At 35.6% G+C, this 24421-nt stretch carries 24 protein-coding genes and 1 pseudogene; 8 read left to right on the forward strand and 17 right to left on the reverse strand.

Features of this window, described 5'->3' with window-relative positions; translation table 11 throughout:
* Positions 1-3: 3 nt before the first annotated feature.
* From AC1PJP_RS15770 to AC1PJP_RS15780, 3 genes are read right to left on the reverse strand one after another with little or no spacing between them, the layout of a single operon-like run.
* Positions 4-1242: a styrene monooxygenase/indole monooxygenase family protein gene (locus tag AC1PJP_RS15770; protein ID WP_282496766.1), complete on the reverse strand. Its 1239-nt coding sequence runs from the start codon at positions 1240-1242 to the stop codon at positions 4-6.
* A 43-nt stretch (positions 1243-1285) separates the two neighbouring features.
* A complete protein-coding gene (locus AC1PJP_RS15775) occupies positions 1286-2071 on the reverse strand; it encodes an SDR family oxidoreductase (protein WP_282496767.1) in 786 nt (261 codons plus the stop codon).
* A gap of 12 nt (positions 2072-2083) precedes the next feature.
* A complete protein-coding gene (locus AC1PJP_RS15780; protein ID WP_282496768.1) occupies positions 2084-3334 on the reverse strand; it encodes a dienelactone hydrolase family protein in 1251 nt (416 codons plus the stop codon).
* Positions 3335-3701: 367 nt separating this feature from the next.
* On the opposite strand from AC1PJP_RS15780, the gene AC1PJP_RS15785 reads away from it, so the two are divergent.
* Together AC1PJP_RS15785 and AC1PJP_RS15790 are read left to right on the forward strand one after the other, a co-directional pair.
* Positions 3702-4913 carry an OprD family outer membrane porin gene (locus tag AC1PJP_RS15785; protein WP_479768248.1) on the forward strand — a complete coding sequence of 404 codons (1212 nt, stop codon included), beginning with the start codon at positions 3702-3704 and terminating at the stop codon, positions 4911-4913.
* A gap of 16 nt (positions 4914-4929) precedes the next feature.
* Positions 4930-6273, forward strand: coding sequence for an MFS transporter (locus AC1PJP_RS15790; protein WP_282496770.1), 1344 nt, complete (start codon positions 4930-4932; stop codon positions 6271-6273).
* 66 nt (positions 6274-6339) lie between these two features.
* On the opposite strand, the gene AC1PJP_RS15795 is transcribed toward AC1PJP_RS15790, so the two are convergent.
* The 8 genes and pseudogenes from AC1PJP_RS15795 to AC1PJP_RS15830 all read right to left on the reverse strand — a co-directional run bounded on the left by AC1PJP_RS15795 (position 6340) and on the right by AC1PJP_RS15830 (position 13492).
* Positions 6340-7326 carry an AraC family transcriptional regulator gene (locus AC1PJP_RS15795; RefSeq protein ID WP_282496771.1) on the reverse strand — a complete coding sequence of 329 codons (987 nt, stop codon included), beginning with the start codon at positions 7324-7326 and terminating at the stop codon, positions 6340-6342.
* A 326-nt stretch (positions 7327-7652) separates the two neighbouring features.
* Complete coding sequence (locus tag AC1PJP_RS15800) at positions 7653-8438, reverse strand: 3-hydroxybutyrate dehydrogenase (RefSeq protein WP_031960505.1); 786 nt, start codon at positions 8436-8438, stop codon at positions 7653-7655.
* Positions 8439-8471: 33 nt separating this feature from the next.
* On the reverse strand, positions 8472-9893 hold the full coding sequence (locus tag AC1PJP_RS15805; protein WP_216070188.1) for a GntP family permease: 1422 nt from the start codon (positions 9891-9893) through the stop codon (positions 8472-8474).
* 556 nt (positions 9894-10449) lie between these two features.
* Complete coding sequence (locus tag AC1PJP_RS15810) at positions 10450-10872, reverse strand: hypothetical protein (RefSeq protein ID WP_033852369.1); 423 nt, start codon at positions 10870-10872, stop codon at positions 10450-10452.
* A gap of 359 nt (positions 10873-11231) precedes the next feature.
* The gene (locus AC1PJP_RS15815) at positions 11232-12068 is read right to left on the reverse strand and encodes a DUF4882 family protein (RefSeq protein ID WP_282496773.1); all 837 of its coding nucleotides are present in this window, start codon (positions 12066-12068) and stop codon (positions 11232-11234) included.
* Between the two features lie 111 nt (positions 12069-12179).
* Entirely contained in the window at positions 12180-12692 is a 513-nt protein-coding gene (locus tag AC1PJP_RS15820) for a hypothetical protein (protein ID WP_479767635.1), read from the reverse strand.
* Between the two features lies 1 nt (position 12693).
* Positions 12694-12950: pseudogene (locus tag AC1PJP_RS15825) on the reverse strand (glutamate 5-kinase); the annotation flags it as partial.
* Positions 12951-13048: 98 nt separating this feature from the next.
* A complete protein-coding gene (locus tag AC1PJP_RS15830; RefSeq protein ID WP_198496392.1) occupies positions 13049-13492 on the reverse strand; it encodes a BLUF domain-containing protein in 444 nt (147 codons plus the stop codon).
* A gap of 230 nt (positions 13493-13722) precedes the next feature.
* Between AC1PJP_RS15830 and AC1PJP_RS15835 the strand changes: the two genes are divergently transcribed.
* Positions 13723-13986 (forward strand): hypothetical protein, encoded by a 264-nt coding sequence (locus tag AC1PJP_RS15835; RefSeq protein ID WP_282496775.1) that lies wholly within the window; start codon positions 13723-13725, stop codon positions 13984-13986.
* 179 nt (positions 13987-14165) lie between these two features.
* Here AC1PJP_RS15835 and AC1PJP_RS15840 read toward each other — a convergent pair whose 3' ends face one another.
* Together AC1PJP_RS15840 and AC1PJP_RS15845 are read right to left on the reverse strand one after the other, a co-directional pair.
* Complete coding sequence (locus tag AC1PJP_RS15840; protein WP_282496776.1) at positions 14166-14504, reverse strand: hypothetical protein; 339 nt, start codon at positions 14502-14504, stop codon at positions 14166-14168.
* Positions 14505-14956: 452 nt separating this feature from the next.
* Complete coding sequence (locus tag AC1PJP_RS15845; RefSeq protein WP_282496777.1) at positions 14957-15358, reverse strand: J517_1871 family lipoprotein; 402 nt, start codon at positions 15356-15358, stop codon at positions 14957-14959.
* 276 nt (positions 15359-15634) lie between these two features.
* On the opposite strand from AC1PJP_RS15845, the gene AC1PJP_RS15850 reads away from it, so the two are divergent.
* The 5 genes from AC1PJP_RS15850 (at position 15635) to AC1PJP_RS15870 (ending at position 20871) form a co-directional block, all read left to right on the forward strand.
* The gene (locus AC1PJP_RS15850; protein WP_005305071.1) at positions 15635-16516 is read left to right on the forward strand and encodes a LysR family transcriptional regulator; all 882 of its coding nucleotides are present in this window, start codon (positions 15635-15637) and stop codon (positions 16514-16516) included.
* Between the two features lie 245 nt (positions 16517-16761).
* Entirely contained in the window at positions 16762-17466 is a 705-nt protein-coding gene (locus tag AC1PJP_RS15855) for a CoA transferase subunit A (protein ID WP_282496778.1), read from the forward strand.
* Between the two features lies 1 nt (position 17467).
* Complete coding sequence (locus AC1PJP_RS15860) at positions 17468-18109, forward strand: 3-oxoacid CoA-transferase subunit B (protein WP_282496779.1); 642 nt, start codon at positions 17468-17470, stop codon at positions 18107-18109.
* Positions 18110-18223: 114 nt separating this feature from the next.
* Entirely contained in the window at positions 18224-19633 is a 1410-nt protein-coding gene (locus tag AC1PJP_RS15865) for a short-chain fatty acid transporter (protein ID WP_250374182.1), read from the forward strand.
* Between the two features lie 65 nt (positions 19634-19698).
* On the forward strand, positions 19699-20871 hold the full coding sequence (locus AC1PJP_RS15870; protein WP_174756113.1) for a thiolase family protein: 1173 nt from the start codon (positions 19699-19701) through the stop codon (positions 20869-20871).
* A gap of 49 nt (positions 20872-20920) precedes the next feature.
* Here the strand turns inward: AC1PJP_RS15870 and AC1PJP_RS15875 are convergent, their stop codons facing one another.
* From AC1PJP_RS15875 to AC1PJP_RS15890, 4 genes are all read right to left on the reverse strand, one after another.
* Positions 20921-21814 carry a LysR family transcriptional regulator gene (locus tag AC1PJP_RS15875; RefSeq protein WP_003651675.1) on the reverse strand — a complete coding sequence of 298 codons (894 nt, stop codon included), beginning with the start codon at positions 21812-21814 and terminating at the stop codon, positions 20921-20923.
* Positions 21815-22057: 243 nt separating this feature from the next.
* A complete protein-coding gene (locus AC1PJP_RS15880) occupies positions 22058-22951 on the reverse strand; it encodes a LysR substrate-binding domain-containing protein (protein WP_005305060.1) in 894 nt (297 codons plus the stop codon).
* 544 nt (positions 22952-23495) lie between these two features.
* On the reverse strand, positions 23496-23717 hold the full coding sequence (locus tag AC1PJP_RS15885; RefSeq protein ID WP_479768249.1) for a hypothetical protein: 222 nt from the start codon (positions 23715-23717) through the stop codon (positions 23496-23498).
* A 111-nt stretch (positions 23718-23828) separates the two neighbouring features.
* Positions 23829-24011, reverse strand: coding sequence for a hypothetical protein (locus AC1PJP_RS15890; protein ID WP_005305057.1), 183 nt, complete (start codon positions 24009-24011; stop codon positions 23829-23831).
* Between the last annotated feature and the right edge of the window lie 410 nt (positions 24012-24421).

Genomic DNA, 24421 nt, shown 5'->3' on the forward strand with positions numbered 1-24421 from the left:
CTATTAAGCCACTTTTGCTGCGGTTTTTGAGGCCATGAATGCTTGAGCCTGATTTGCATCAAACCACCAAGGAGCAAAGGCACGAGGGTCATCAAAGTTATTGGCCATAATGGAAGCAATGCTCTGGTTTTGGCTTGCGGCTGCTAATAGCTCAACAACATGGGGTTGCGGCGGTACTAACAGGCTATTGGTCCAAGCCACCACTTTTTCTGCATAAGCCCAATAACGTTCAAAAGTTTGAACCATCCATTGTTCGCTAAAGTTTTGATTATCATTGGCTAAAATGGCATCGAAATAGATTTTGCTACACTTAGCAGCGTTGTTTGAGCCTTGACCAGTAATCGGGTCATTCACCACCAAGGCATCTGCCATACCAAAAATTTTCTTGCCAGACGGTAAGGTTAAAACGGGTTTGCGTACTGTCGGTGGGAAACGCCCTGCTAAATATCCACCAGCATCGGTTAACTCAACATTTGCGCAGCGTTCATATTCCCAAGGTACAAATTTCTTGAGTAAGTCCAAACTACATTGCAGATGCTGTTCAGGTGTTTTCACATCTTGCCAGCAATCCATTGGTCCATTTGGAATTCCTTCAAACACCATAATGTCGCAAGGACCATTCACGGTAAGTGCTGGAAATGAAAAGTACTCACCGACTTCAGGAATAATGTTAAAAGTCACACGAGAGTATGGGGAAATTGGCTTCATGTTTTTGACATAGGTCAAAGCCAAAGCGCGCTGAGGTTTATCAAAGACACTGCGTGCATCATCACGCTCAAACTGTTTAACGACTTCACCTTTACCAGCCGCGAGTAATACAAGCTCGTAGTCATTTGCGAGTTGTTCTAACTCTTCTATACCCACATCCTGAATTACTAATCGACCGCCACGGCGTTCAAATTCTTCCATCCAATATGGCATTTTGACACGTTGATCGACCGATTGAGCGTAGCGCTCAAGACGAGCACTCCATTCAAATGCTTTACCACCATTTTCAGGAGTAACTAAAGCCAGCCCAATACCTTCTACCGCTGGACATTGCTCTTCCCAAAAATTCAGTCCCAAGTCACGTTCAGTTTGTAAAGCGGTATGAAACATACACTGGCTTGACATGACTTTGCCTTGGCGGATTTCATCGGCAGTTCGGTTGGTGATCATTGTCACGTCATAGCCTATATCTAATAAGCCTAAACCAAGCTGTAAACCAGACTGTCCTGCTCCAACAATTGCAATACGGCGCATAATATTCTCCATAATTTTCTAAATGTGCTTTTAAAACGCTGTGCTATTCGGCTAAACGTGGAATAGCGGGCTGTGATCCTTCAGGGCCCATTACTGAATAGCCACCGTCGACTGCGTAATCTGCTCCGGTCACAAAGCTCGCAGCGGGTGACAATAAAAACAAAACAACATTGGCAACTTCTTCGGGATGACCCAATCGACCTAACAAGTGATAATCGGCTGCCACGCTATCGGCCTTTTCGCGGTTATTACCGCTGACTTCTGCAATAACACGAGACCATGTCCAACCCGGTGAAACTGAGTTGACGCGAATACCATCGGCAGCAAAATCCATTGCCATGCTTTGTGTGAGTTGACATATCGCGGCTTTAGACACTGGATATAACCAGCGCCCTGTTTGTGCCACTTTGGCCGAGATTGAAGTAAAATTAACGATTGAACCTTGCTGCTTTTTTAGGTCATTGTAAAAAGCACGGCTCAGCTCAACGGTAGAGACCAAATTAATATCGAGTGCTTGTAACCAATCCTGACGTGAGGATTTAAAACCGTCATCTAAATATGTACATGCCAGATTGACTAAGTAACTCACTTCACCTAAATGTTGGTGAATATCTGCCACAGCTTGTTGAATAGCTGCATCACTGGTTAAATCGGTTTGGATAAACATCACGTCATGGTTAAAGCTTTCTGCAATCACTTTGCCTTTGGCATCAATATCTAAAATAGCGACATGAGCACCTGCACTTACCAAAGCTTGTACAACAGCTTTACCAATCAGTGTTGCACCGCCACTTACCACAGCGACTTTTCCTTTTAAATCTATATTCATTGTAGATACTCCTTAATTGACTGGTTTGCCTTCACTACTTGACCAAGATGGCATCAACGTATTTGAAGGAAGATCTTCATCAAGAAGTTTTCGCGCGGTCTCTACACCTGCAACGGGTAAACCTGCCGGGTCTAATAAACCAATTTGAACAAGCACCGATGCTTGATCCCAGTAAATATGCTCATGACACAGCTTTGAACCTCTGAACTGAATTACACCCAACATTGGAATCTCGACATATTTACCAGTCGGTTTTACACCCGGTAATAACCAGTCAATTTCAGCGTCGTGGGTAAAGCTCATAATGAACTCATCGACCACTTGTGTTGAGCCAACCGTACGAGAGATCGAAGTAATCTTCATATCTTTCGGGTTTTGGTGAACAAAATGATATTGATAAAAACGAGCAAGCTGGCTTTGGCCTACACCACCAGTTAAAGTTGGAATATGGTTGACATAAGGTTCTGCGACCATCGTTGCCATGGTTGCTGGCACATCACGCGTATCAAACTCATGACGAATATGCTCTTCCCATAGCGCAACTAAGTCATATTTTGGTCCAATCGTGTCATGTAGAGCGGTTACTGTACGCTCGTGGGCAAAACGTGCTGACGGTTTGTGATAATGATTGCTTTTAGGGCGTGCAAAAGCATGATCAACACCTTCATAAACATAAGTTTGTACATTTGAATATTGGTTGACCGCATCAACAATCGCTTGTCTCGCATCTGGCGGTGTAAATTGGTCCAGTTCTGCAATATGTAAAACCAAACGACCCTTTACGTTAGCTAACTCATCTAACTCTTTTTCAATGCCTACACCGTAATAACCTACAGCACATGCCACTTCCGAAAGTCGACAACCTGCCAAGTAAGCTAGCTTTCCACCCAAACAGTACCCCACCACACCGAGGCCTGTAGAGGAGTCACATTCTGGTCGAGTCTTTAAAAAAGCTAAGCTATCCTGAATATCTTCAACCCCAAGATTTTCATCATATTGCTGATAAAGCTCGAAAGCTTTTTGAAAATCTTCTGGTGTGTAACCCAGTTCTATATTAGGTGCTACACGCCAAAATAAATCAGGAACTAAAACGGTATAGCCTTCTTCTGCAAGAAATTCTGCTTTTTCTCGCATGGCTGCATTCACCCCAAAGATTTCCTGACAAAGCACAACTCCAGGTCCTTTTCCTGTTTCTGGTGTTGCTAGATATGCACTGAACTGCTTTCCAGATGCTGTTTTAATTTGAACGATTTGACCAGCCATAGTGTCAACTCCTGACATTGTTATGGCTTTATCTTCTATCCGAATATTTTTTTAGGCTGTCCAAAAGCTGCAAGCACTATCCAATCTCTGCGCAATTATCAAAATCAATAAAAATGGATAAAACACTAAAAATAAGAAAACTAATAAATTTCATAACTTTAAATTAAAAAATTAAATTAATACTTTTTATCTCATTTGGAAAAAATGGATGAAGATTAGGACTTATTGGATAGTGACGATTGGCTAAAAATAGTTCAATCAAGTCATGTAATTAATTTGATTACATAAAAAAGCCCAGTCATTTTCTAAATTAAGGCGTTTATTTATGCATCGACCATGGCCAATTTATGGACAACAAAAAACGTTAATGCTCATCAATATTTTATGTTGTAGTGCATTTTCTACTCAGGCTTATTCAGCGGATGAAGAATGGAAATTTACATCAAAAAATGCATATATAGACAGAAACTATGACAATCCAGATGTAAAAGATACAGGTAGCTGGTCACAATCAGTTTCTCTATTTTTCAACTCAAATATGCATGATACGCCGTTAGAAATTGGAGGAACCCCGATTCAAATTGGCGCAAATGCTTCAGCACAATATGCGGTTCGTTTAAGCCAAGATAAACATGTTGCAGATACGGTATTACCTTTTGATAAAGCCACGCAGTCCCAAGCACCTGATTATCTAAAATATGGCGCGACTTTAAAGTTAGGCTATAACAAGACACTACTAAGCATTGGTGAATTATGGCTGGATTTACCCGTAACAACTGTAGATGCAAGCCGACAACTTCTGACGTCTTATTGGGGAACTAATCTTAAGAGTCAGCTAAACGATAAGCTTTTTGCAGAAATTGGTCGTATTGAAAAAGTATCGCCGCGAAATGAAGAAGATTTTCATCGATTTTCTTTTACTTCAAAAGGTGTGACTGGCTACTCCGATGGACTTAACTACATAGATCTTCGCTATCAATTTACGCCTACGTTGAAGGGTGAATATTACTTTGGAAATATGGAGGATTTATATAACAAACATTATGTCGGCGTTGACCACCTATGGAAAAAATCTAATTTTTCAGTTAATTCAAAATTCAAATATTTCAATGCCAAAGATAATGGAAATCTTTTTGACATCGATGCACAAAATGTAGGGTTACTAGAAACGCTTAAAGTAAAAAATCATAGCTTTGGTTTGGGTTATCAGCAAATTATTGGTGAGTCTGCTTACCCGTTACCAGATGGTTTCTTGCCTGAAACTTATTTCATTAACTGGAACACCACTGGTTTCTTCAAACAAGATGAAAAGTCTTATCACTTCATCTATGGCTATGACTTTAAAGATTATGTGCCTGGTTTAAATACCACTTTCAAATATGTATATGGCGATCACTTCAAAACAGCAGATGGCTTAAAAAATAAAGAAAGTGAAGCAAACGTTATTGTGAATTATGCCCTTCAACAGCCATTCCTCAAAGGCTTAGCTCTTCAGTACATCTTCATCAATTACGACGTTAAGCATGGAAACGATTTCTCTGAAAACCGTTTCTTCGTCAATTACAGCAAAAAATTTTAATGAATAAGGAATACGTATGAAAACGATAGATGCAAACACGATTATCAACCGCGAAAAACTGTCTCCACTCCAGTGGATAGTTTTTATCCTAGGCTTTTTCGTCTTTTTCTGTGATGGTCTAGACACGGGAATTATTGGTTTTATTGCTCCAGCCTTACTGGATGATTGGGGTATTACCAAGCCTCAACTTGCTCCTGTTTTAAGTGCTGCGTTAGTCGGCATGTCGATCGGTGCAATCATTTCTGGGCCTTTGTCCGATAAGTTTGGACGTAAAGGTGTCATTGTTTTTACAAGCCTTTTATTTTCAATATTTACAATTTTGTGTGGCTTTGCCAATTCAACCCAAGACTTAATGATTTATCGCTTTATTACAGGTGTTGGTTTAGGCGCAGCCATGCCAAACATCAGTACCATTGTCTCTGAATATATGCCTGTAAAACGTAAAGCATTCCTAACTGGTCTTGCTGGCTGTGGTTTTATGTTGGGTATTTCTTGCGGCGGTGTGCTATCAGCTTATCTATTAGAAAGTTATGGCTGGGCGAAAGTGATTATTATTGGCGGAAGTATTCCCCTAATTTTAGTGGTTGTTTTATTACTTAAATTGCCTGAATCAACACAATACTTAATTACACGTCATCAACAAGATAAAGCTCAGCGTATTTTAGAAAACATTCAAGGCCATTCGTTCCAAGAACCGGTAAAACTTGTTTTAACTCAAGCAGAAAATGCCTCAGATGAAAATCCGGTTAAAGTGGTTTTAGGAAAATACCTTTGGGGTTCAAGCATGCTTTGGCTCTGCTGCTTTACCAGTCTATTGGTGTTTTATCTTTTAACAAGCTGGATGCCAACGATTTTAAAAACAGCAGGTTTTAGTACTCAACAGTTTAGTTTAATTGCAGCGATTTTCCCTTTTGGTGGTGTGATTGGTGCAACCATTATGGGATGGTACATGGATAAACTTAATCCAACTACAGTGATTAAATATTCATATCTCATCGCTTTCGGCCTATTCATTGTTGCTGGTCTGGTGAGCTCAAATATTTTCTTGTTAGGTCTTACTATTTTCTTAATTGGTGCATTACTCGCTGGCGCTCAGTCTTCATTACTACCACTTGCAGCTATGTTCTATCCAGCAGTGTGCCGCGCGGTTGGTGTTTCATGGATGCATGGTATTGGTCGTATCGGTGCAATTTTAGGTGCTTTCTTTGGCTCGCTTATTTTTACTTTCAACCTAAGCTTAAGCGGTATTTTCTTTATTCTCGCACTACCAACCTTCGTCTCATTTATTGCACTTAGCCTCAAAGTGATCTATGAAAAATCTAAAAGCAAACAAGTGTTAAAGCTAGAAGAAAGTCTATAAATATTAAGCGATAAATAAAAGCTGATTTAGTTGCCTAAATCAGTTTTTTATTGCGAAAGTTAAATATCAGAAAATTTTGCCTTTGGTCTCACTTGGATTTTCTCCAAACTCTTCACGATATTCTTGAGAAAAACGACTTAAATGGTTAAAGCCCCAGTCATAAGCAAGCTTTGAAATAGAAACTTTTCTATCTGCTCCTGTGGTGCTCAGGATTTTATAAATTTGTTGGAGACGATATTTCTTCAAGTACGACATTGGGCTGGTGCCGTAGTACTGTTGAAATTCATCATACAATTTTGATTTTGAAACCCCAGCCAGACGTTGTAGGTCTTCTGCACAGATTTCTTCGTGCGCATGTTCAATAATAAAATTACGAACCTTACGAATATACGCTGGCTCATCCTGATGTGAGAGTAACTTTAAGGCTTCAGAGTAGTTATTTTCTTGAGACAACAATAACGCTTTAATTACAAAATTTTCATAGTCTTCAGACAACATCTGCAAACCATAAAAATTGCTATATTGCGATTTTAACTGTACAAAATTTTGAATGTTCTTCCACCATGCACCAATAAGTTGCTCAGAGTCTAAATGCATTTCAGGATTAAAAATAATGGGAGCTTCTATAGGTTTATTCAGTAGATCCGCAAGGACAATCTGCATACTTCGTTCAGGAATAACCACCTGAAATTTTCTGCAATCTTTATCGATAATCAAATCTTGCTGATCGTTGTTTGAAACAATAAGGCCCCTGTTTTCATCAGATTGATAATGAGCACCACGAATGTTGAGGGCTTGTCGCCCTTGTATAGGTAAGCTAATGCTATACGCTTTTAAATTTGAGATGTTAATGGCAACGTTTGCACCATAACTGATTGTACCGATTGCCATTTTTTTATTAGGCAAACGCATTCCGTCATAGTGAAAATCGAGAGTATCTTTGTAAATGGTGTCTAGACGGTGTTCCCCACAAATTGTGGACATCAAATTCTGCGCAAATTCAGCTTTGCGTGAATAATGATTGAGTTCCGTCTGTTGGCTGAGTGATTTCATATCCTTTTCACCTAGCTAAATAACTTATTGCTTAAAAAGCAACTTGTATGCCAATTAATATCCTTTAATTGACGAGTTTTCCTGAAAAATATCGAATCAAGAAAGAGAGTAAAGATTACTTTCTCATACTCTATTAGATTTTAAAAATGGAAATAAGTTAAATACCTTTAAAGTATAATTTCATACTTTAACAAACTTATTTTATTAGATTTTTTATAAGCAACTAGAGTAGAGATAAATCATTATTTCGAATAGTAGACTATCGTAAATTTTAACGAATAAAAAACCGCCCATTTAAAATAAGCGGCTTTTATAAAATACTTAAATTATTGAGCGGTGTAACCACCATCCATCACGACAGCTTGGCCTGTTACCCCACCTGCTTTGCTACTCGCAAGGAAAATTGCATAGTCAGCAATTTCTTCAACAGAGAGCAACCGTTTTTGAGGAACCATTGCCAAAATTACATCTTCAAGCGCACTGTCTAAACTTACATTACGGGTTTTAGCCAAATCTGCAATTTGCCCACGAACCAATGGTGTATCTACATAACCCGGACATAGAGCATTTACCGTAATACCATCACGTGCACATTCTAATGCCGCAACTTTTGTTAGGCCAATCACGCCATGTTTAGCACTGTTATAACCTGCCTTTCCAGCGAAACCAATTAGGCCATTAATTGAAGCCATATTAATAATACGACCATATTTTTGAGCTTTCATAATTGGAAAAACATGCTTAATACCAATAAATGCCCCTGTTAACATAACCTGAACTAGCTTTTGAAAAACTGCCGTTGGAAACTCTTCAATAGGTGCAACATGTTGGAAACCAGCATTATTAATTAATATATCAACGGTTCCAAAGGTCTTTTGAGTCAGCTCAATGGCTTGTTTATAAGCATCTTCATCAGTTACATCACATGGTGCAGATAGCGCATCAAAACCTTGCTCTTTAAGTGAGTTCGCCGTTTCTTGGCACTTTTCAGCATTCATGTCAGAAATAACAACTTTGGCACCTTCTTGAGCAAATTTCTTAGCAATCTCTAGACCGATACCGCTTGCAGAACCTGTAATAAAAGCAACTTTACCGTCTAAAAGTTTAGTCATCTATTTACTCCTTAATACTTATAACGTGCTGATTTAAACAATACCCGTTACGGTAAAGACCGTAATCACCACAAATACCGCTAATGTTTTAATTACCGTAACTGCAAAAATATCTTTATACGATTGTTTATGGGTTAACCCTGTAACAGCGAGTAAAGTGATAACAGCACCATTATGCGGTAAGGTATCCATACCACCCGACGCCATCGCAACCACACGGTGCATGACTTCTGGTGGAATACCAGCAGCTAAAATCGCGGCATTATAGTGTTCAGCCATCGCACTTAAAGCGATACTCATACCACCAGAAGCCGAACCGGTAATACCTGCTAATACTGTTGTGGTCACAGCCCCATTCACTAAAGGGTTTGTAAAAGTACTGCTCATTGCATGACTAATCATGGCAAAGCCTGGTAATGACGCAATAATTGCACCAAAGCCATACTCAGAAGCCGTATTCATCACTGCTAAAAGTGAGCCACCAATACTGGCATTAATACCTTCTTTAAAATTCGTCACGACACGTTGATAATCAAATAAAATTGCAGAAATAATCCCGACAATGAGCGCAAGACCAACCGCCCAGATCGCACCAGTTTTTGCTACATCTACGGTGTAGTCAGCTAAACCAACAGTGGCAAAATCAAAGCCATTTGGGTACCACTCTTTGATTGCTTTAGACAAATATTTGTTCATTACTGCAACAAGAATAAGAGGTACAAACGCTAAAAACTGACGAGCCGTACTTCCATTGGTTTGCAAGTTCATATCGGCTTCAATTTCTTGAGATGGTGTATCGTTTACACCAAACCCAGAGAACCCTTCTCCAGCTTTTGCAGCAGCACGACGACGCCATTCTAAGTAGCTCAAACCCATGCATAGAACAAAAATAGCACCAATAATTCCTAGAAATGGTGCGGCATAAATATTGGTGCCAAAGAATGTAGTTGGAATTACGTTTTGAATTTGTGGCGTACCCGGCAATGCATCCATGGTAAATGTAAATGCGCCTAGCGCGATGGTTCCCGGAATTAAACGTTTTGGAATATTGGCTTGTCTAAATAGCTGGTTTGCAAAAGGATAAATTGCGAATACAGCAACAAATAAACTTACTCCACTGTAGGTCAAAATTGCACCTAAAAGTACAACGGTTAAAATTGCCTTTTTCGCCCCAATCCATCTCACAATGGTTCGAGCAATAGACTCAGCAATTCCTGACATTTCAACGACTTTACCGAAAATTGCGCCAAGCAAGAATACAAGAAAGTAATCTTTAATAAAGTTCACCATTTTCGGCATAAAGACACCCGAATAAAATGGTAAAACATTAGCTGGGTTAATAAGTAGAACAGCAAGTAAGGCACAAATTGGTGCCATAAGAATGACAGAAAAGCCCTTGTAAGCTGTATACATTAACAGCCCAAGTGAAAGTAGAATTACAAATAATTCCCACATATATTCCTTCTCCCTAAAGAATAAATATTAGGTTCAATAAAATTACCAAAAGATATTTAGGTTATCCCAAACCTAAAATGATAAAAATCACAGTATCTATGCGTGATAATAGGTAAATGAGCTTAAAAATAAAATATCACTAAAATATTTAAAAACAATGTAATTTATTTAAATTTTAAAATATCATTAAAATACAATTACTTATTTTATTTAGGTGGTAAAACACTATCATTTAAAAGCTTTTATTTTTTAATAAAACTTATTAATTATTGAATAAATTAAATTAATATTTCTATATTATTTAATAAATACAATTAAATAATATATTTTTTAAAATATTCTTTATCAAATAAAAAACAAAAGCCCCCCTAATAAGGGCTTTTATCAAAATATTAGTTTTATTAATTGTAAAGTATTTCACTTAAGAGCTTTACAGTAGCAAAGTCAGCTAGCATTGAACGTTCAGATTTACACTTATCAGTCTATATTATTAACAATTGGGTTATTTTGATTCTGCATAAATGTAATCCAATAAAATTCAATACTTATATCTGATTTATAATGGTAACAATCTAGGTCTACGATATGGACCAGAACTTATGCGAAAAATATTTTTAACATTTGGTTTGATATTTTGTTTCTCAAAGGCAGGGTTAAAGCTTGATCCAGCACACAGTCCTTTTCCTTCAGGATCAGGTGCCACTGCCATACTCCATTGCCCTACTGGTAAATAAAATGTTGCTTTCTCACCTGTATCAAAACGTCCAATAGTTTCATTACGAAAGAGAACACTTAAATAACAAGCGCTACCTAGAAAGCCAGTATCTCTAGTGATTTCAACTTCAGCATAACCATCTTTATTTTCTTGATAAGCTAATAAACGTTCTTTGGGTGATTGCTTTGCCATAGTTGTCGAAATAGGCGTTGTGGCACACCCAACCAAAGAAACGACAAAACCCAATAAAAGTATTTTTTTCATGATATTACCCACTTTAATAATGAGTTAAATTTAACAGTTCAGAAAACGGAAAACCACCCAAAGGTGGCTTAAATCTTAATGATATTTTAGTAGTGAGAGTAAAAACTTAGTTAGTGTTAAATTAAAGTTAAATACAGTACAGTAGATCCAACAGAAAAAATATGGGAAGCTCGTAAGTTCTTATATCAGTTAGCCTTGAATACATCAAAGACTGCTCGAACTTCATGGTAATTTTTTATCTTATCCCCTGTTGTTCTATCTGCATCAAAACTAAAATCAGTCAGTTTTTTTATTTCCATCTCATAGATTTCTCAAATTAAAAACCACTCAAATGAGTGGTTTTTAATCAAATAAAGTTCTTAAATAGTACTTCCACAAATATCAGTGGAACCAGTTGGATATGTGAACTGCATATTTGACTTATCAGTTACTAACTGAACTGAAACAGTTTTACCTAAAAATTTAGAATTAGGATTTGGTGATTGTATAGCCACACCATTAAAGCCAATATTTTTAAGGGCATTTTCAGCAACTAAATTAAGATATCCATAATTTGTGCCGTTGATGATATACCCGATTTGTTTACTGACCTGATTAAAGTAAAGCCCAACTCTAAATTTGCCATCTGTTGGCATAGAAACAGGGATTACTTTTCGATCAACTTCTTTGGCAACAACCACCCCTGAAGTATCTCTTTTTGTTGTAACTCCAGTTAGTGTCACATAGTTTCCATCAGCAAGACTAGTATCTTTATTTATTAATCCATAACCCAGATCTAAACTAATTTCATTTTTTAAATTAGAAGCTCCTAATATTTGAAAAGCCATTTGCTGAACTTCGTAACTGTTACCAAGTACAATATTTTTTAGATTTGAAGCATCAAAAATAAATTCTGCAGCAACTATGTTATTTCCTACAACCGATTTATCAATTAGAGGAGTTTGTATAGACGGTGAACTGATCATTTTGTTAGATGTTGCTACCTGATCTACAGGAATATTTCCAATATAAGTAACTGTTGCAGTTCCTTTTTGCTCAGCAATATTAATTGGAGACATTAATTTAATCTGTCTTCCAGCTGCAGCATTTTTTGCATCGACTTGAGCCTGAGTTACATCAAAATTATAAGTACAGGCAGCATAAGTATTTACTGAAATTCCACTACTAATTAATAAACCCAAAATAATTTTATTCATGTAATCTTCCTTTTTATTTGAGCAAACAGTATAGCTAAGCATATAAAAAAATTAATCAAAAACTGATAAGCGGTAACTTTTAATTCTTTAAAAAATTTCTCTTATGTAATGTCAATATTTAATTTCTACTACAATAATATGAACGATATAAATTAATATATAGATTAGCACTGCTAATACACCGCCGATTACTAGAGCTATCTCCATGGAATTAGAAGGATTGTTTTCTGGTTTTCTAGCAAAAATCGCAGGATATTTTGCATTCTTAATTTTCTCTTCAGCAATTCGATAATGCTTTTTACCCATTCTTATAAATATAAGAATACAAATAATAGGCAAAATAAATGATGAGTAATAAATCAGTGAATCTACTGAAAATTTGTTATTGATCGCATCATCACATTTATAAAAATACGTCTGTTTTTCTTTACTTAATTTAGTAATTTTTTCAGAAGTAATTTGACTAAAATCAAAATCATTACGACAACCAGATATAAAGACATCTTTAGCATCTCTAGAACTACTGGACCCACTACTCGTATGCCGCATATGTACTGTTGTATAAGACATAATATTATTAGAAAATAAAAAACCAGATTTTATTAGATTAATAATAATTGGCAACCTAAACCTTCCTCAACTGACATTTCCAGATTGTACTTACTAGGTCGTGTTGAAGATGAATAATTCGAAATGAACCTGTAATAGTTACCCATTCATCATCAAGTTTTGGAATTATAGTCAATTCATTCTGCATCACAGTTGCTTTTTTATCTGTAGCCAAGTTCAAAAGGGTTTAGATTTTATATTGATTGTATGAGCAAAATAGAATTACACATTTGAGTAATTTTCGTTAACTTCATTTTTAGAGTCCCCATTTGTTGTTTTTTTAGCTATTTTTTTCATCCAGCGCTTTAAAAAGCCCTCTAAAGAGGGCTTTTTAAGTAGAAAAACTACTCTAATTCATATCCTATCGTTGATTAAATTTGATATTGATCAGCTTTAAGATTTGGTTGATCTACAAGCAATTCAATAAAAGAAGGAATTGATGTAGTGTTAAGCAAATACGGGTTAAATTCATCGACATGATGATGAAAAAAGAAATCTTTTATTTTCGTATTTATAGGAGCAAATTTCATACTCCAATGCTTAAATAACCGCTGTTCGGAAGGTTCTGAAAAGATTATTTCACAGTTCTGATGCCGCGAATCTTTCAAAATTGAATTATAAAACAGTGATTCAACCTGTTCTTTCTCACCCTCTAAATACTGTAAGAAATACCCATTACCATAGTAAAGTACTCCCGTAATATCATTATAAGAGTTGAATTTGACTGCTTCTGTGAGGATATCAATTAAATCTTGTTTTACTTGACTATGTTCACTATTGGTTTTACTTGCATACATAAAGCCTATTAAACTCATAGCGATAACTCGAAGATATATGTCAGTTGGGCATTCTGACAGCTACACACCACGCTTACAACCTGACCTATTTAAAACCTTGTATTTCAAGAGTAAAGATTATTATCGTTTTGAAAATGACAAACTTTAACAACCAGAAATCTTTTGTAAATGAATACCAACCTAATCAACTCATCAGAAACTTTTAATATTAGTAAAATCAAGAATTGTCTTTAATTTGTGGATGTCTAATGGAGAACCATGAAATTATTCTTCAAAACGAACATCATAAACAACTTAAGATTGTCAAAGTTCAGGATGTACGTTTTGATGTAAATACCCTTAACAATAGTTATCAATGGTTATGGGTATTTGATCATAGTTCAGAGTTTTTCCCATTTGAGTTGTGGGATCAGCTCGACAATGCAACTGTTCATCAAAAGATAAAGCTAGATAATCAAGTTTTTAAAATTATCAAGATTTTGACAAAGAAAACTAAAGTCAGGCCGTCATAACATATAGCTGTACGAATAAGATAAAAGCTTAGGAAATAGTCATTCCTTAAAGTTTTTAAATCACTACTGGATTAGCAAGCCAATCATATAGAAATTGTTTTTGGTAATGAGTTTGTTGAATTTTTTTCAGTTATGGAAAAACCACTCATTGAGTGGTTTTTTTCAATTAAATTTTGAGACTAAATAGCCTCTATGACAATATATTTTCCTTCATAAAAGACACCATCTGTACTTGTTTCTTTTAATTTGCAATAAATCGCAATCGGATGTATCAGCTTTTTATTTTCTTCACTAGGCACATGAGTAATCCCAGATAAAAAATTTGAATTATCATTTTCTAAACTCCAAGACGTGCCTCCATCTTTATGCCATTTACTATTTGGATATTTAGAATCTAACCATTCAATACACTGCTTCATAGTTGAGAATTTTTTTGTTTCCTCTTTTTCAATTTTTGATGCTGCACCTACCGAGGCTCCAAACGTCAAGAATAAAGCTCCAATTAAAGTTTTTCTCATAAAATTACCCTTTATTATTAATAATTAAAATTTAAGAGCTTAAGATATAAAAAAAACATCATTAGGTAGATTAGTTTTTAGGAAGAGTTTTGTTAATTTCACTACTGGCAGTTTCATGAAGTTTTAATAAGTTGAAACTTTCATAGTTAGCTAAAATACAAAAAAGAAGAGCTGCTAGCAAAACTAGGGTTATCTTATTCATTTCATTTTACCTTTGAGATTTTATTTTTTTAATGTCGCAATGGTACATGAAAATACTATCAAAACCTTAACTGTTAAGAATCTACCACAATTTATTACAAAAGCTGTTTGTAAGACTTAATTACCTTTCTTAGATCTTTTAATGGCAATATAACTTAAGGATCAACAACAATGGCCGGACAGGATCCTTATGCCAACTTTATTTTTCTCAAGGCAATAAAAAACCATTTCAGGTTTACGAAGGTCATTATCTATATTTCTTTAGCGCACTTTAATGAAGCTACCTTTAAGTCATTATCAGCTTTGTAGATCATATTTGAACTAGAGGCGCTTAAAATTGTTCTAGCTTCAATTATATCTTTGTTAAGAGTCTTAACGTCTAGAATCATACCATTTTCAATGTAAATCATATTATTTGCATACTTAACTTTGTTGAATACAACATGTCCTTTAGTATCGTCACAAAGTACTCCATTGCCATCTGAATCAAGTTTTATGGTTGATATGCTTGGGCCAATTGAAATCGTCCATATACCTGATATTGAAGGTGTTGAAGGCTGCTCTTCGTTAAATTTATTATTAACCATTTGAGCAGTTGGGCTTACACACCCACTTAATAAAAAAACTAAGCTTAATGCAATGATCTTTTGCATGATAATTATCCATTTTAATTATGAATAAAATTTAACAGTTCAGAAAATGAAAAACCACACGAAGGTAGTTTAAGTAATGTATTTAATATTTATTAATCTTACATTTCAGTTTTTAATGTAGGTACTAGCGGTGAAAGTTCGGTTTTATGTTTTATGAGTTAATCTGTATCATTGTTCTCTACATCTTTTTCATAATTTTTGTCAAAAAACATCATATTAGATAAATTTTCGTATAAATTACCCTTCTAGATGAGCTGAGCAATCTAAAGGAATGAAATGACGCTTAAACAATTAAAAGCTTTTTTAGCACTTGCGCGTACACTCAACTATGCTAATGCATCTTTAGAGCTACATCTAAGCCAGTCTGCTTTAAGTCTCACCATCAAGAGTTTAGAAGAAGAGTTAGGCGGTAAATTGTTTAACCGTAATACACGTCGTGTTGAGCTTACCCAAGAAGGTAAATCTCTCATTCCCTATGCTAAAAAATTACTCGCCAATTGGGATGAAATGGAAAATGATGTCAAACAACGTTTTAAGCTTAATCGTGGAACCTTAAGTATCGCCTCAATGCCCTTTGTGACTCATGCAATTTTACCTGAGGTAATTCATCAATTTTTAGAACTTCATCCCAACCTGAACTTTTCAATTCAAGATATTCCAAATGAAACCATTATAGAAAAAGTACAAGACGGTATTTTTGAACTTGGTATTTGCTTTGAACCTGATCTCACCGAGGGCTTAGAATTCAAGCCTCTGTTTGAAGAGGATTTCTTAGCTTTATTACCTAAGACTCATCCACTTGCTCAATCGTCCTCTATTACATGGCATGAGCTTTGTTCAAATCCATTCGTGACCTTACAAAAACCTTCAATTGTCCGATATTTAGTTGAGCAAAATTGTTTGCGAAATAATATAACGCTCGATTTGAAAGTTGAATGTCATCAAATTTCATCACTTTCAAGTTTCGTTGCTTACGGAATTGGAGTAAGTGCGATTCCAAGGCACTTCGCTAAACATATTGATAAAGAACATAATGTGTTGATTGAATTAAAGGATGAATCTATTCATAAGACTGTAGGAATTGTTTATAAAAAGAACTTTGAAATTTCAAATATTTCGACTCAATTTATTGAGGCTTTAGTTCAATATAAATTTTAAAAAATTAAAGACTGCATTTTAGGATGAGCTAAGCAGATGCTTAAGCTAAATTTACTAATTATTATAATTTTCAATGCTATGAGATGATTTTTTAAAGTATTTTGCTTTATGTTCGTCTGATCTTTTGTAGGTAATTTGATAGTATTCATTGATTATACTTATTAATCATTTAAAAAAATTAACTTCTATAACACGAATTGAGATGCTAAAACTAAGATCACTAAGGGATATAGGATAACAATAGAATGAATAAAGTTTATGCCAATGCAGAGGCAGCACTGAAAGACGTTATTGCAGATAATCAAACACTTGCCGTTGGCGGTTTTGGTTTATGCGGAATTCCTGAAAAACTGATTGTTGCAGTTAAACAAAGTGGTGTGAGTGGTCTTACTTGTATTTCGAATAATGCAGGCGTAGATGATTTTGGTTTAGGTATTTTACTTCAAACCAAACAGATCAAAAAAATGATTTCTTCATATGTTGGTGAAAACAAAGAGTTTGAGCGCCAATATTTAAATGGTGAACTTGATGTAGAACTTACACCACAAGGTACTTTAGCTGAAAAGTTACGTGCTGGCGGTGCAGGAATTCCAGCATTTTATACTCAGACTGGCGTCGGTACACTCATTGCCGAAGGTAAAGAAGAACGTACTTTTCATGGCAAAAACTACATTTTAGAAGAATCTTTAACAGCAGATGTTGCTCTTGTTAAGGCCTATAAAGCAGATAAAGCGGGTAATTTAGTATTTCGTAAAACTGCTCAAAATTTTAATCCTGAATGTGCGATGGCTGGAAAAATTACAATCGCAGAAGTTGAACAGGTTGTTGAAATTGGTGAATTGGATCCAGATGAAATCCATTTAGCGGGAATTTATGTAAACCGTATTGTACTGAATGCATCACCTGAAAAACGCATTGAGCATAAAACTTTAAGCACGGAGGCAGTATAAAATGGCTTGGTCACGTAATGAAATGGCACAACGTGCTGCAAAAGAACTTGAAGACGGTTTTTATGTCAATTTAGGTATTGGCTTACCTACTCTAGTTGCCAACTATATCCCTGAAAATATTAATGTTTGGCTTCAATCTGAAAACGGTTTATTAGGTATTGGCGAGTTTCCAACTGAAGAAACTGTAGATGCTGATTTGATTAATGCTGGTAAACAAACAGTTACTGCTCGCCCTGGTGCTGCTTTTTTCTCAAGCTCAGAATCTTTTGCCATGATCCGTGGTGGCCATGTCAACATTGCCATTTTAGGTGCAATGGAAGTTTCTAAAAATGGTGACTTGGCTAACTGGATGATTCCAGGTAAGAAAGTTAAAGGTATGGGCGGCGCAATGGACTTGGTTGTTGGTGTCCAAAAAGTTGTAGTGCTTATGGAACACTGCGCAAAAGATGGTACGCCAAAAATTGTGAAAAATTGTAGTTTGCCTTTAACAGGTAAAGGTGTGGTTCATCGCGTAATTACTGACCTAGGTGTAATGGACATTACTCCACAAGGCTTAGAGCTGATTGAACTTGCTAAAGATGTCACGCTTGAACAGATTCAAGCTGTTACAGGCGTCGAATTTTATAAAACCTTAGTCGCATAAAATTAAATTTTTAGTAAGAAATAAAGACTTAAGTTAGAAAGTGAGCTTGAGTCTTAACCCTTTTAAGCACCGGATGTGCTGTCTATAAATAAGAATGAGAAGGATTTTTCAGCTATGGAAAAACAGCAAGGAATTTTTGAAAGATTTGCTCTTCGGATTAGTGACTGGTCTGAAAAATGGTTTCCTGATTCATATATTTTTGCATTACTCGGCGTCATTATCGTGTCAGTTGCTGCTTTAGGTATTGGTGCGCCAATTCACGATGTCGCGACTTCTTTTGGGAATGGTTTCTGGAGTCTTATTCCCTTTACCCTGCAAATGACAATGCTCATTATTGTAGGTTATGTCGTTTCTGTTTCTAAGCCCGTAAAATTTCTGATTCAAAAAATGGCGCGTATTCCAAATTCTGGACGTGGTGCTATTGTTTTGGTAGCAACGGTTAGTTTGTTAATTTCACTAGTCAATTGGGCTGTTAGTACAATTCTTACAGCGCTTTTAGTAATTGCATTAGCAAAACGTAAAGAGCTGAATATGGATTACCGTGCTGCTGCGGCAGCGGCCATTATTGGTATGGGTGCAACTTGGGCACTTGGAATTAGCTCTTCAGCAGCACAGCTTCAGGCAAATAAAAGTAGTTTACCTGAATCAATTTACAATCTGACTGGCGTTATTCCATTTACCGAAACGATTTTCCTTTGGCAATCAATTGCGATGACTATTATTTTAGTGATTGTTTCAATCGCGATTGCATATTTTTCAGCTCCAAAAGGCAATAATGTTAAAACGATTGATAGTTTTGATTTGCAATTTGAAGAAGACAAACCACATGAGGAGAAATCAACGCGTCCGGGTGACTGGTTAGAAAACTCACCTATTTTAACGATTATTGTAGTGGCTTTAGGTGTAATTTGGATGTTTTTTGAGTTTTCAAAAAGTAATCCAATCATTGCTATTTCAAGCTTAAACACATACAACTTTGTGTTCTTAATGCTTGGTCTAGCATTGCATGGAACACCACGAAACTTCTTAAATGCCGTTGCAAAAGCAGTTCCAGCCGTATCAGGAATTTTAATTCAGTTTCCACTTTACGGAAGCATCGCCTTTATTATGACGCAAGCTTTAAACAGTCAGGATTTATCGCTGTCTCATTATGTTGCCGAGTTTTTCGTTTCAATCGCATCAAAAGAAACCTTTGCAATTGTGATGGGAATTTACTCTGCCATCCTTGGGTTCTTCGTACCATCTGGCGGTGGAAAATGGATTATCGAAGCACCATATGTCATGCAAGCAGCAAATGATTTAAAAGTTCATTTGGGCTGGTCTGTACAAATTTATAATGCAGCTGAAGCTTTACCAAATTTAATCAATCCATTCTTTATGCTTCCAATGTTAGGCATTTTAAAACTAAAAGCAAAAGATGTGATTGGTTTTACAGTCACTCAGCTCGTTGTGCATTTTCCATTAGTTTTATTTTTATTGTGGTTCTTTGGAAGAACGCTTAGCTACACCCCACCCACTTTTTAATTTACTGGAGTCTTTAGTTTCGGCTAAAGGCAATTTTAACAAATACATCAATAAGAGATATTAAGATGAGTTCAATTGTTATAGTTTCAGGTAGTCGTACTGCTATGGGCGGTTTTCAAGGCAGCCTATCTGCTTTAACTGCACCAGAACTTGGCGCGGCTGTAATTCGTGAATCTATTCAACGTGCAGGTGTTGCACCTGAACAAGTAGATGAAGTTATTTTTGGTTGCGTATTGAGTGCAGGCATAGGTCAAGGTCCTGCTCGTCAGGCGATGCGTAAAGCTGGTGTACCAGATCATGTGGGTGCGGTCACCATTAATAAACTATGTGGTTCTGCTATGAAAGCGGTGTTAATGGCTTCAGACACCTTAAAAGCTGGTAGTGCCAATATTATTGTTGCAGGTGGCATGGAATCTATGACTAATGCGCCGTATATTCTGCCGAAAGCTCGCGGTGGTTACCGTATGGGTCACGGTGAAATTAAGGACCATATGTTTTTAGATGGTCTTGAAGATGCTGAAACAGGCCGCTTAATGGGTTCTTTTGCTCAAGACATGGCAAACACTAAAGGTTTTACACGTGAGCAAATGGATAACTTTGCGATTTCTTCTTTGAAAAAAGCGCAAACTGCCATTACCGAAGGTTACTTCAAAGAAGAGATTGTTCCTGTTGAAGTCAAAACACGTAAAGGTGTAGAAGTTATCGATCAAGATGAACAGCCATTAAAAGCTAATCTTGAGAAGATTCCAACATTGCGCCCAGCTTTTAGTAAAGACGGAACAATTACAGCTGCTAACTCAAGCTCCATTTCTGATGGTGCTGCTGCATTAGTACTTACCACAGAAGAATATGCTCAAAGCCATGGCTTAAATACTTTGGCGAAAATTGTTGCAACCTCTACTCACTCACAACATCCAAGCGAATTTACCATTGCTCCAATTAGTGCAATTCAAAAAGTGCTTGAGCGTGCTGGTTGGTCAGTTGATGAAGTAGATGCTTGGGAAATTAATGAAGCTTTCGCAATGGTAGCAATGGCCCCAATTCATGAACTCGGCATTGATGAAGCAAAAGTAAACGTCCATGGCGGTGCTTGTGCTTTAGGCCATCCAATTGGCGCAACTGGTTCAAGAATTATTCTTTCTCTTATCTATGCTTTAAAACGCCTAGGTAAAAAGAAAGGTGTTGCCGCGTTATGTATTGGTGGTGGTGAAGCTACAGCTGTCGCAATTGAAATCTAAAAAATCAAACCACACAGAAGGTGTAAGAGTTTTTCTTACACCTTCTTTTTTAGACTTTAAAAAGTTCATAACAGGTTTGTCGGAACCATTTATGGCTACTTTTATGATGGCAAGACATATGCCAATGTTGTTTAACGTCATAAGTTGGGAAGTCTAGAGGTGCTGGTAAAATCTGTAAATTTTCTCTCACCAATAAGACTTGGCTTAAATAATACGGCACCGTTGCGATCGCATCTGTTTCTTGAACGACTAATCCTACCCCAAGATAGCTCGGTAAGCGAATTAAAATATTTCTATCTAATCCTTTGTTCTGTAATTCATTCTTAATATGGTAATGTCCGATTCCAGCATCAATATCAATATGATACTCGCGCATATAATCATCTAAAGTAAAATTATTTGGGTCTAAACGAGGATGGCTCTTAGAGCTAATCACTACATAATGCTGTTTAAAAAACTTTTGTTGATAAAAGCCTTCTTCTAATTGGGGTAAAAAGCCAATTGCAAGATCAATCTCACCATTTGCCATTTGATAGCTGGTTTCTGGTGTAATGGGCCGAATATTCAAACGAATTAAAGGTGCTTTCTCTTTTAAATAGTTGGTTAGTTGCGGTAATAACACCAGATGAGACACATCTGTCATCGCAATTGTAAAAAGCTGATCTGAAGTTAGCGGATCAAAGTTCACACTAAAGTTATTAATGCTTTCAACTTTATCAATCACTTCACTAATAAGTGGAAAGATTTCTTTAGCCAATTCGGTTGGAATCATTTCATTTCCAACACGAATAAAAAGCGGATCATTAAAATGCTGACGGATTTTGTTCAGTCCATTACTAACACTCGGTTGTGTAAGGCCAATAGCATCGGCAGCCATTGAAACGCTTTTAAACCGATAAATATGATAAAAAATATTTAGTAATCTACTATCTAGATCAAACAAAATTGTCTCCGTCTGGATCAAATAATCCATTCAAAAAGGACTGAAAACAGATATAACTTAAATAAAAATGCTAAACCTGTTTTTAGATTATTGATATATCGCCTAAATTAACAAAGAATCTAGACTATGGGCAATGCTTTATAAAGCCTTTCATCATAAAGACAAAAGCATTGCCCCTTTATTTGGTTACTTCGTATATAAATCTAGTGAATACAGCTCATACCGTTATAAATTTTTTAAAATTTAATCATGCTGAATTTGAAAACCTTTCCAGATTTGCTGAACTGATTTGTTATCACTCAAATTATTTTTAAAAATATAAATATCTTGAGGAAGACAATACTCATGATGATCTAACATGACCAGTTTTCCGTTCGCAAGATCTTCCTCAACATTAATTTTTGGAATCCATGCCACACCTAGACCTTGTAATACAAGCTCTTTCAAATTCGTTGCATTATCAGTCTCGTATAAGGTTTTATAATTCAACTTGCCTTCGATCAGTTGATCTACCAATTTTCGCAAATAAGCGTGTTTACTATAAGCAAGCAATGAAAAATTATTCTGAATTGTATGCTTAGGCGTATGATCCGCTTCGGTAGCTGAGACAGGAACAATCTCTGTTTCAGCAATCTTGATCCCACTTAAAATATCATCACCAACACGATTAATATTAGATCGATCTGCATAACAAATCATAAAATCGCAAGCACCTTCTTTTAAAAGAGATAAGCCCTCACCACTATTCGTCGCTACAATTTCGATTTTTAAATCACGCATAAACGTTGGGAATTTTTTTAAAAAAGTCGTTAAAAAACCCGATGCTAATGAGTGGACTACACAAAAACGAATCGTAGATTCGGTTTCATTTTTGATGTTTTTAATCAGCTTGGCTGTTTCTTCTACCTGCTTCTCAATATTTTTAGACATGACCAGCATAATTCGACCGATGTCTGTAAATTCAATATTATTTTTATTATTTCTAATAATGACTTCAGCTCCAATCATCTCTTCTATTTGCTGAATTCTACGCGTAAAAGCAGATTGGCTAATAAATCGTTTTTCGGCTGCTTTTGAAATAGAACGCTCTCGTTCAAGTGTCAAAAGGTCTTCTACCCAACGTACTTCTAAGTTCATTTTTGCATTCCCTTTTTATAGTTATGTCCTTAATTTGTCTGCTTGGGAAGCTGAATAAATAGCTGGATAGATGAATGAAAAATATAAAACATGGGAGTACCTGCAAAAATGCGATGGAAGGATGGCAAAGCCAAACGATAAAAGTAAGTATTTAATAATTCTGACATAGAAAAGAGTGTAAGAGAATAAAAGACTTTCATTTAGCGCAACAACTCATACAAATATAAAATTATTATTCTAAAAATTATTTTAAATCAAAAAGTAAGGTTGATATAAATCAAGTAAATAACCATTTAAGCTTTAATAAAAACTAAAAATACCCTCATCGTTTTATCAAGTCTTAATTTTTATAAAAAAAGTCCGCACCTTGGGGAAGAATACGGACTGTAAAACTAAAATTTTGCTAATTTGATTATTTCAGGATTTAAGCTTTCTGACCTAATCAACTAGTTAAAATCAGAAGATATATTTGCAGTATAGTTCAACTAAATAAACCTGACTATTCTACTAAAGTATCTACCCTATATTGACCTGAAATAAATTTTTAATATTCACCAATCAAATAATATAGCTTTCTTGAAATTTCAACCATCATATTCGCTGTATATTGAGTAATTTCAAAAACTTGCTTTTTCTGCGGATTGAATACCATATTATCTTTTTCATCACTAAAAAAGATATAAGTGGTGTATTTATCCATGTGATGGATATGCTCTTTTAAGCTTAATTTTTCCCCAGATTTGGGATCATAGGCGATAAACTTCATTCTCATGAATTTTGTCTCTATACATACAGTCTTTTATCTAAATTTCAATAAAATTTAGATAAAACAATATTTTGATGGTTAATATAAAATAGTTAGGCTGAGTAACCGTGGCTATTTATAAGATATTGGTACAATACTATTTGCTTTGTTTACTGAACTTTCAGCAGAAGCAATCGATTGCTCCGCGTCTTTAAGTAAACGGGAAGTTTTAGACTCACTTTTCTCTTCACCATGAAAAAGTACATAGTATGTAAAACTACCCAAAATGATTAATGCGGCTGTGACTTTTAACATAAACTTAAAAACTAAGATTTTTTCGTATTATAGTGTCTTTTATGTGAAATGCATCACATTTTTATATAAATTTGTTAGGTAAACTACACTTCCATTTTAATTGCCCTCATTAAATTAGTTGATATTTCACTTAAATTAACAAGTCTAAAATTTTGCATGCAGCTCTTTTTCAAATTACATCTTCATTTAGTTCATCATCGAACTTTTTATTTTTAATTTATCTAAAAAGTAAACCATTAATTTATAAAATAAAATTTCGATATAATTTGTGAATAAAAAAGTTTTTTTATTTTTAGGTTTAGAAAAGGAAAAAACTGATATGCAAAAAATGCATAATTAACTTGATAAATGCATTAGAAGTGAAGCATTTCGAAATCTAATATGAATTATCTACTCTACTAATTCGAAGT

It is taken from the genome of Acinetobacter sp. V116_7 (assembly GCF_056735735.1).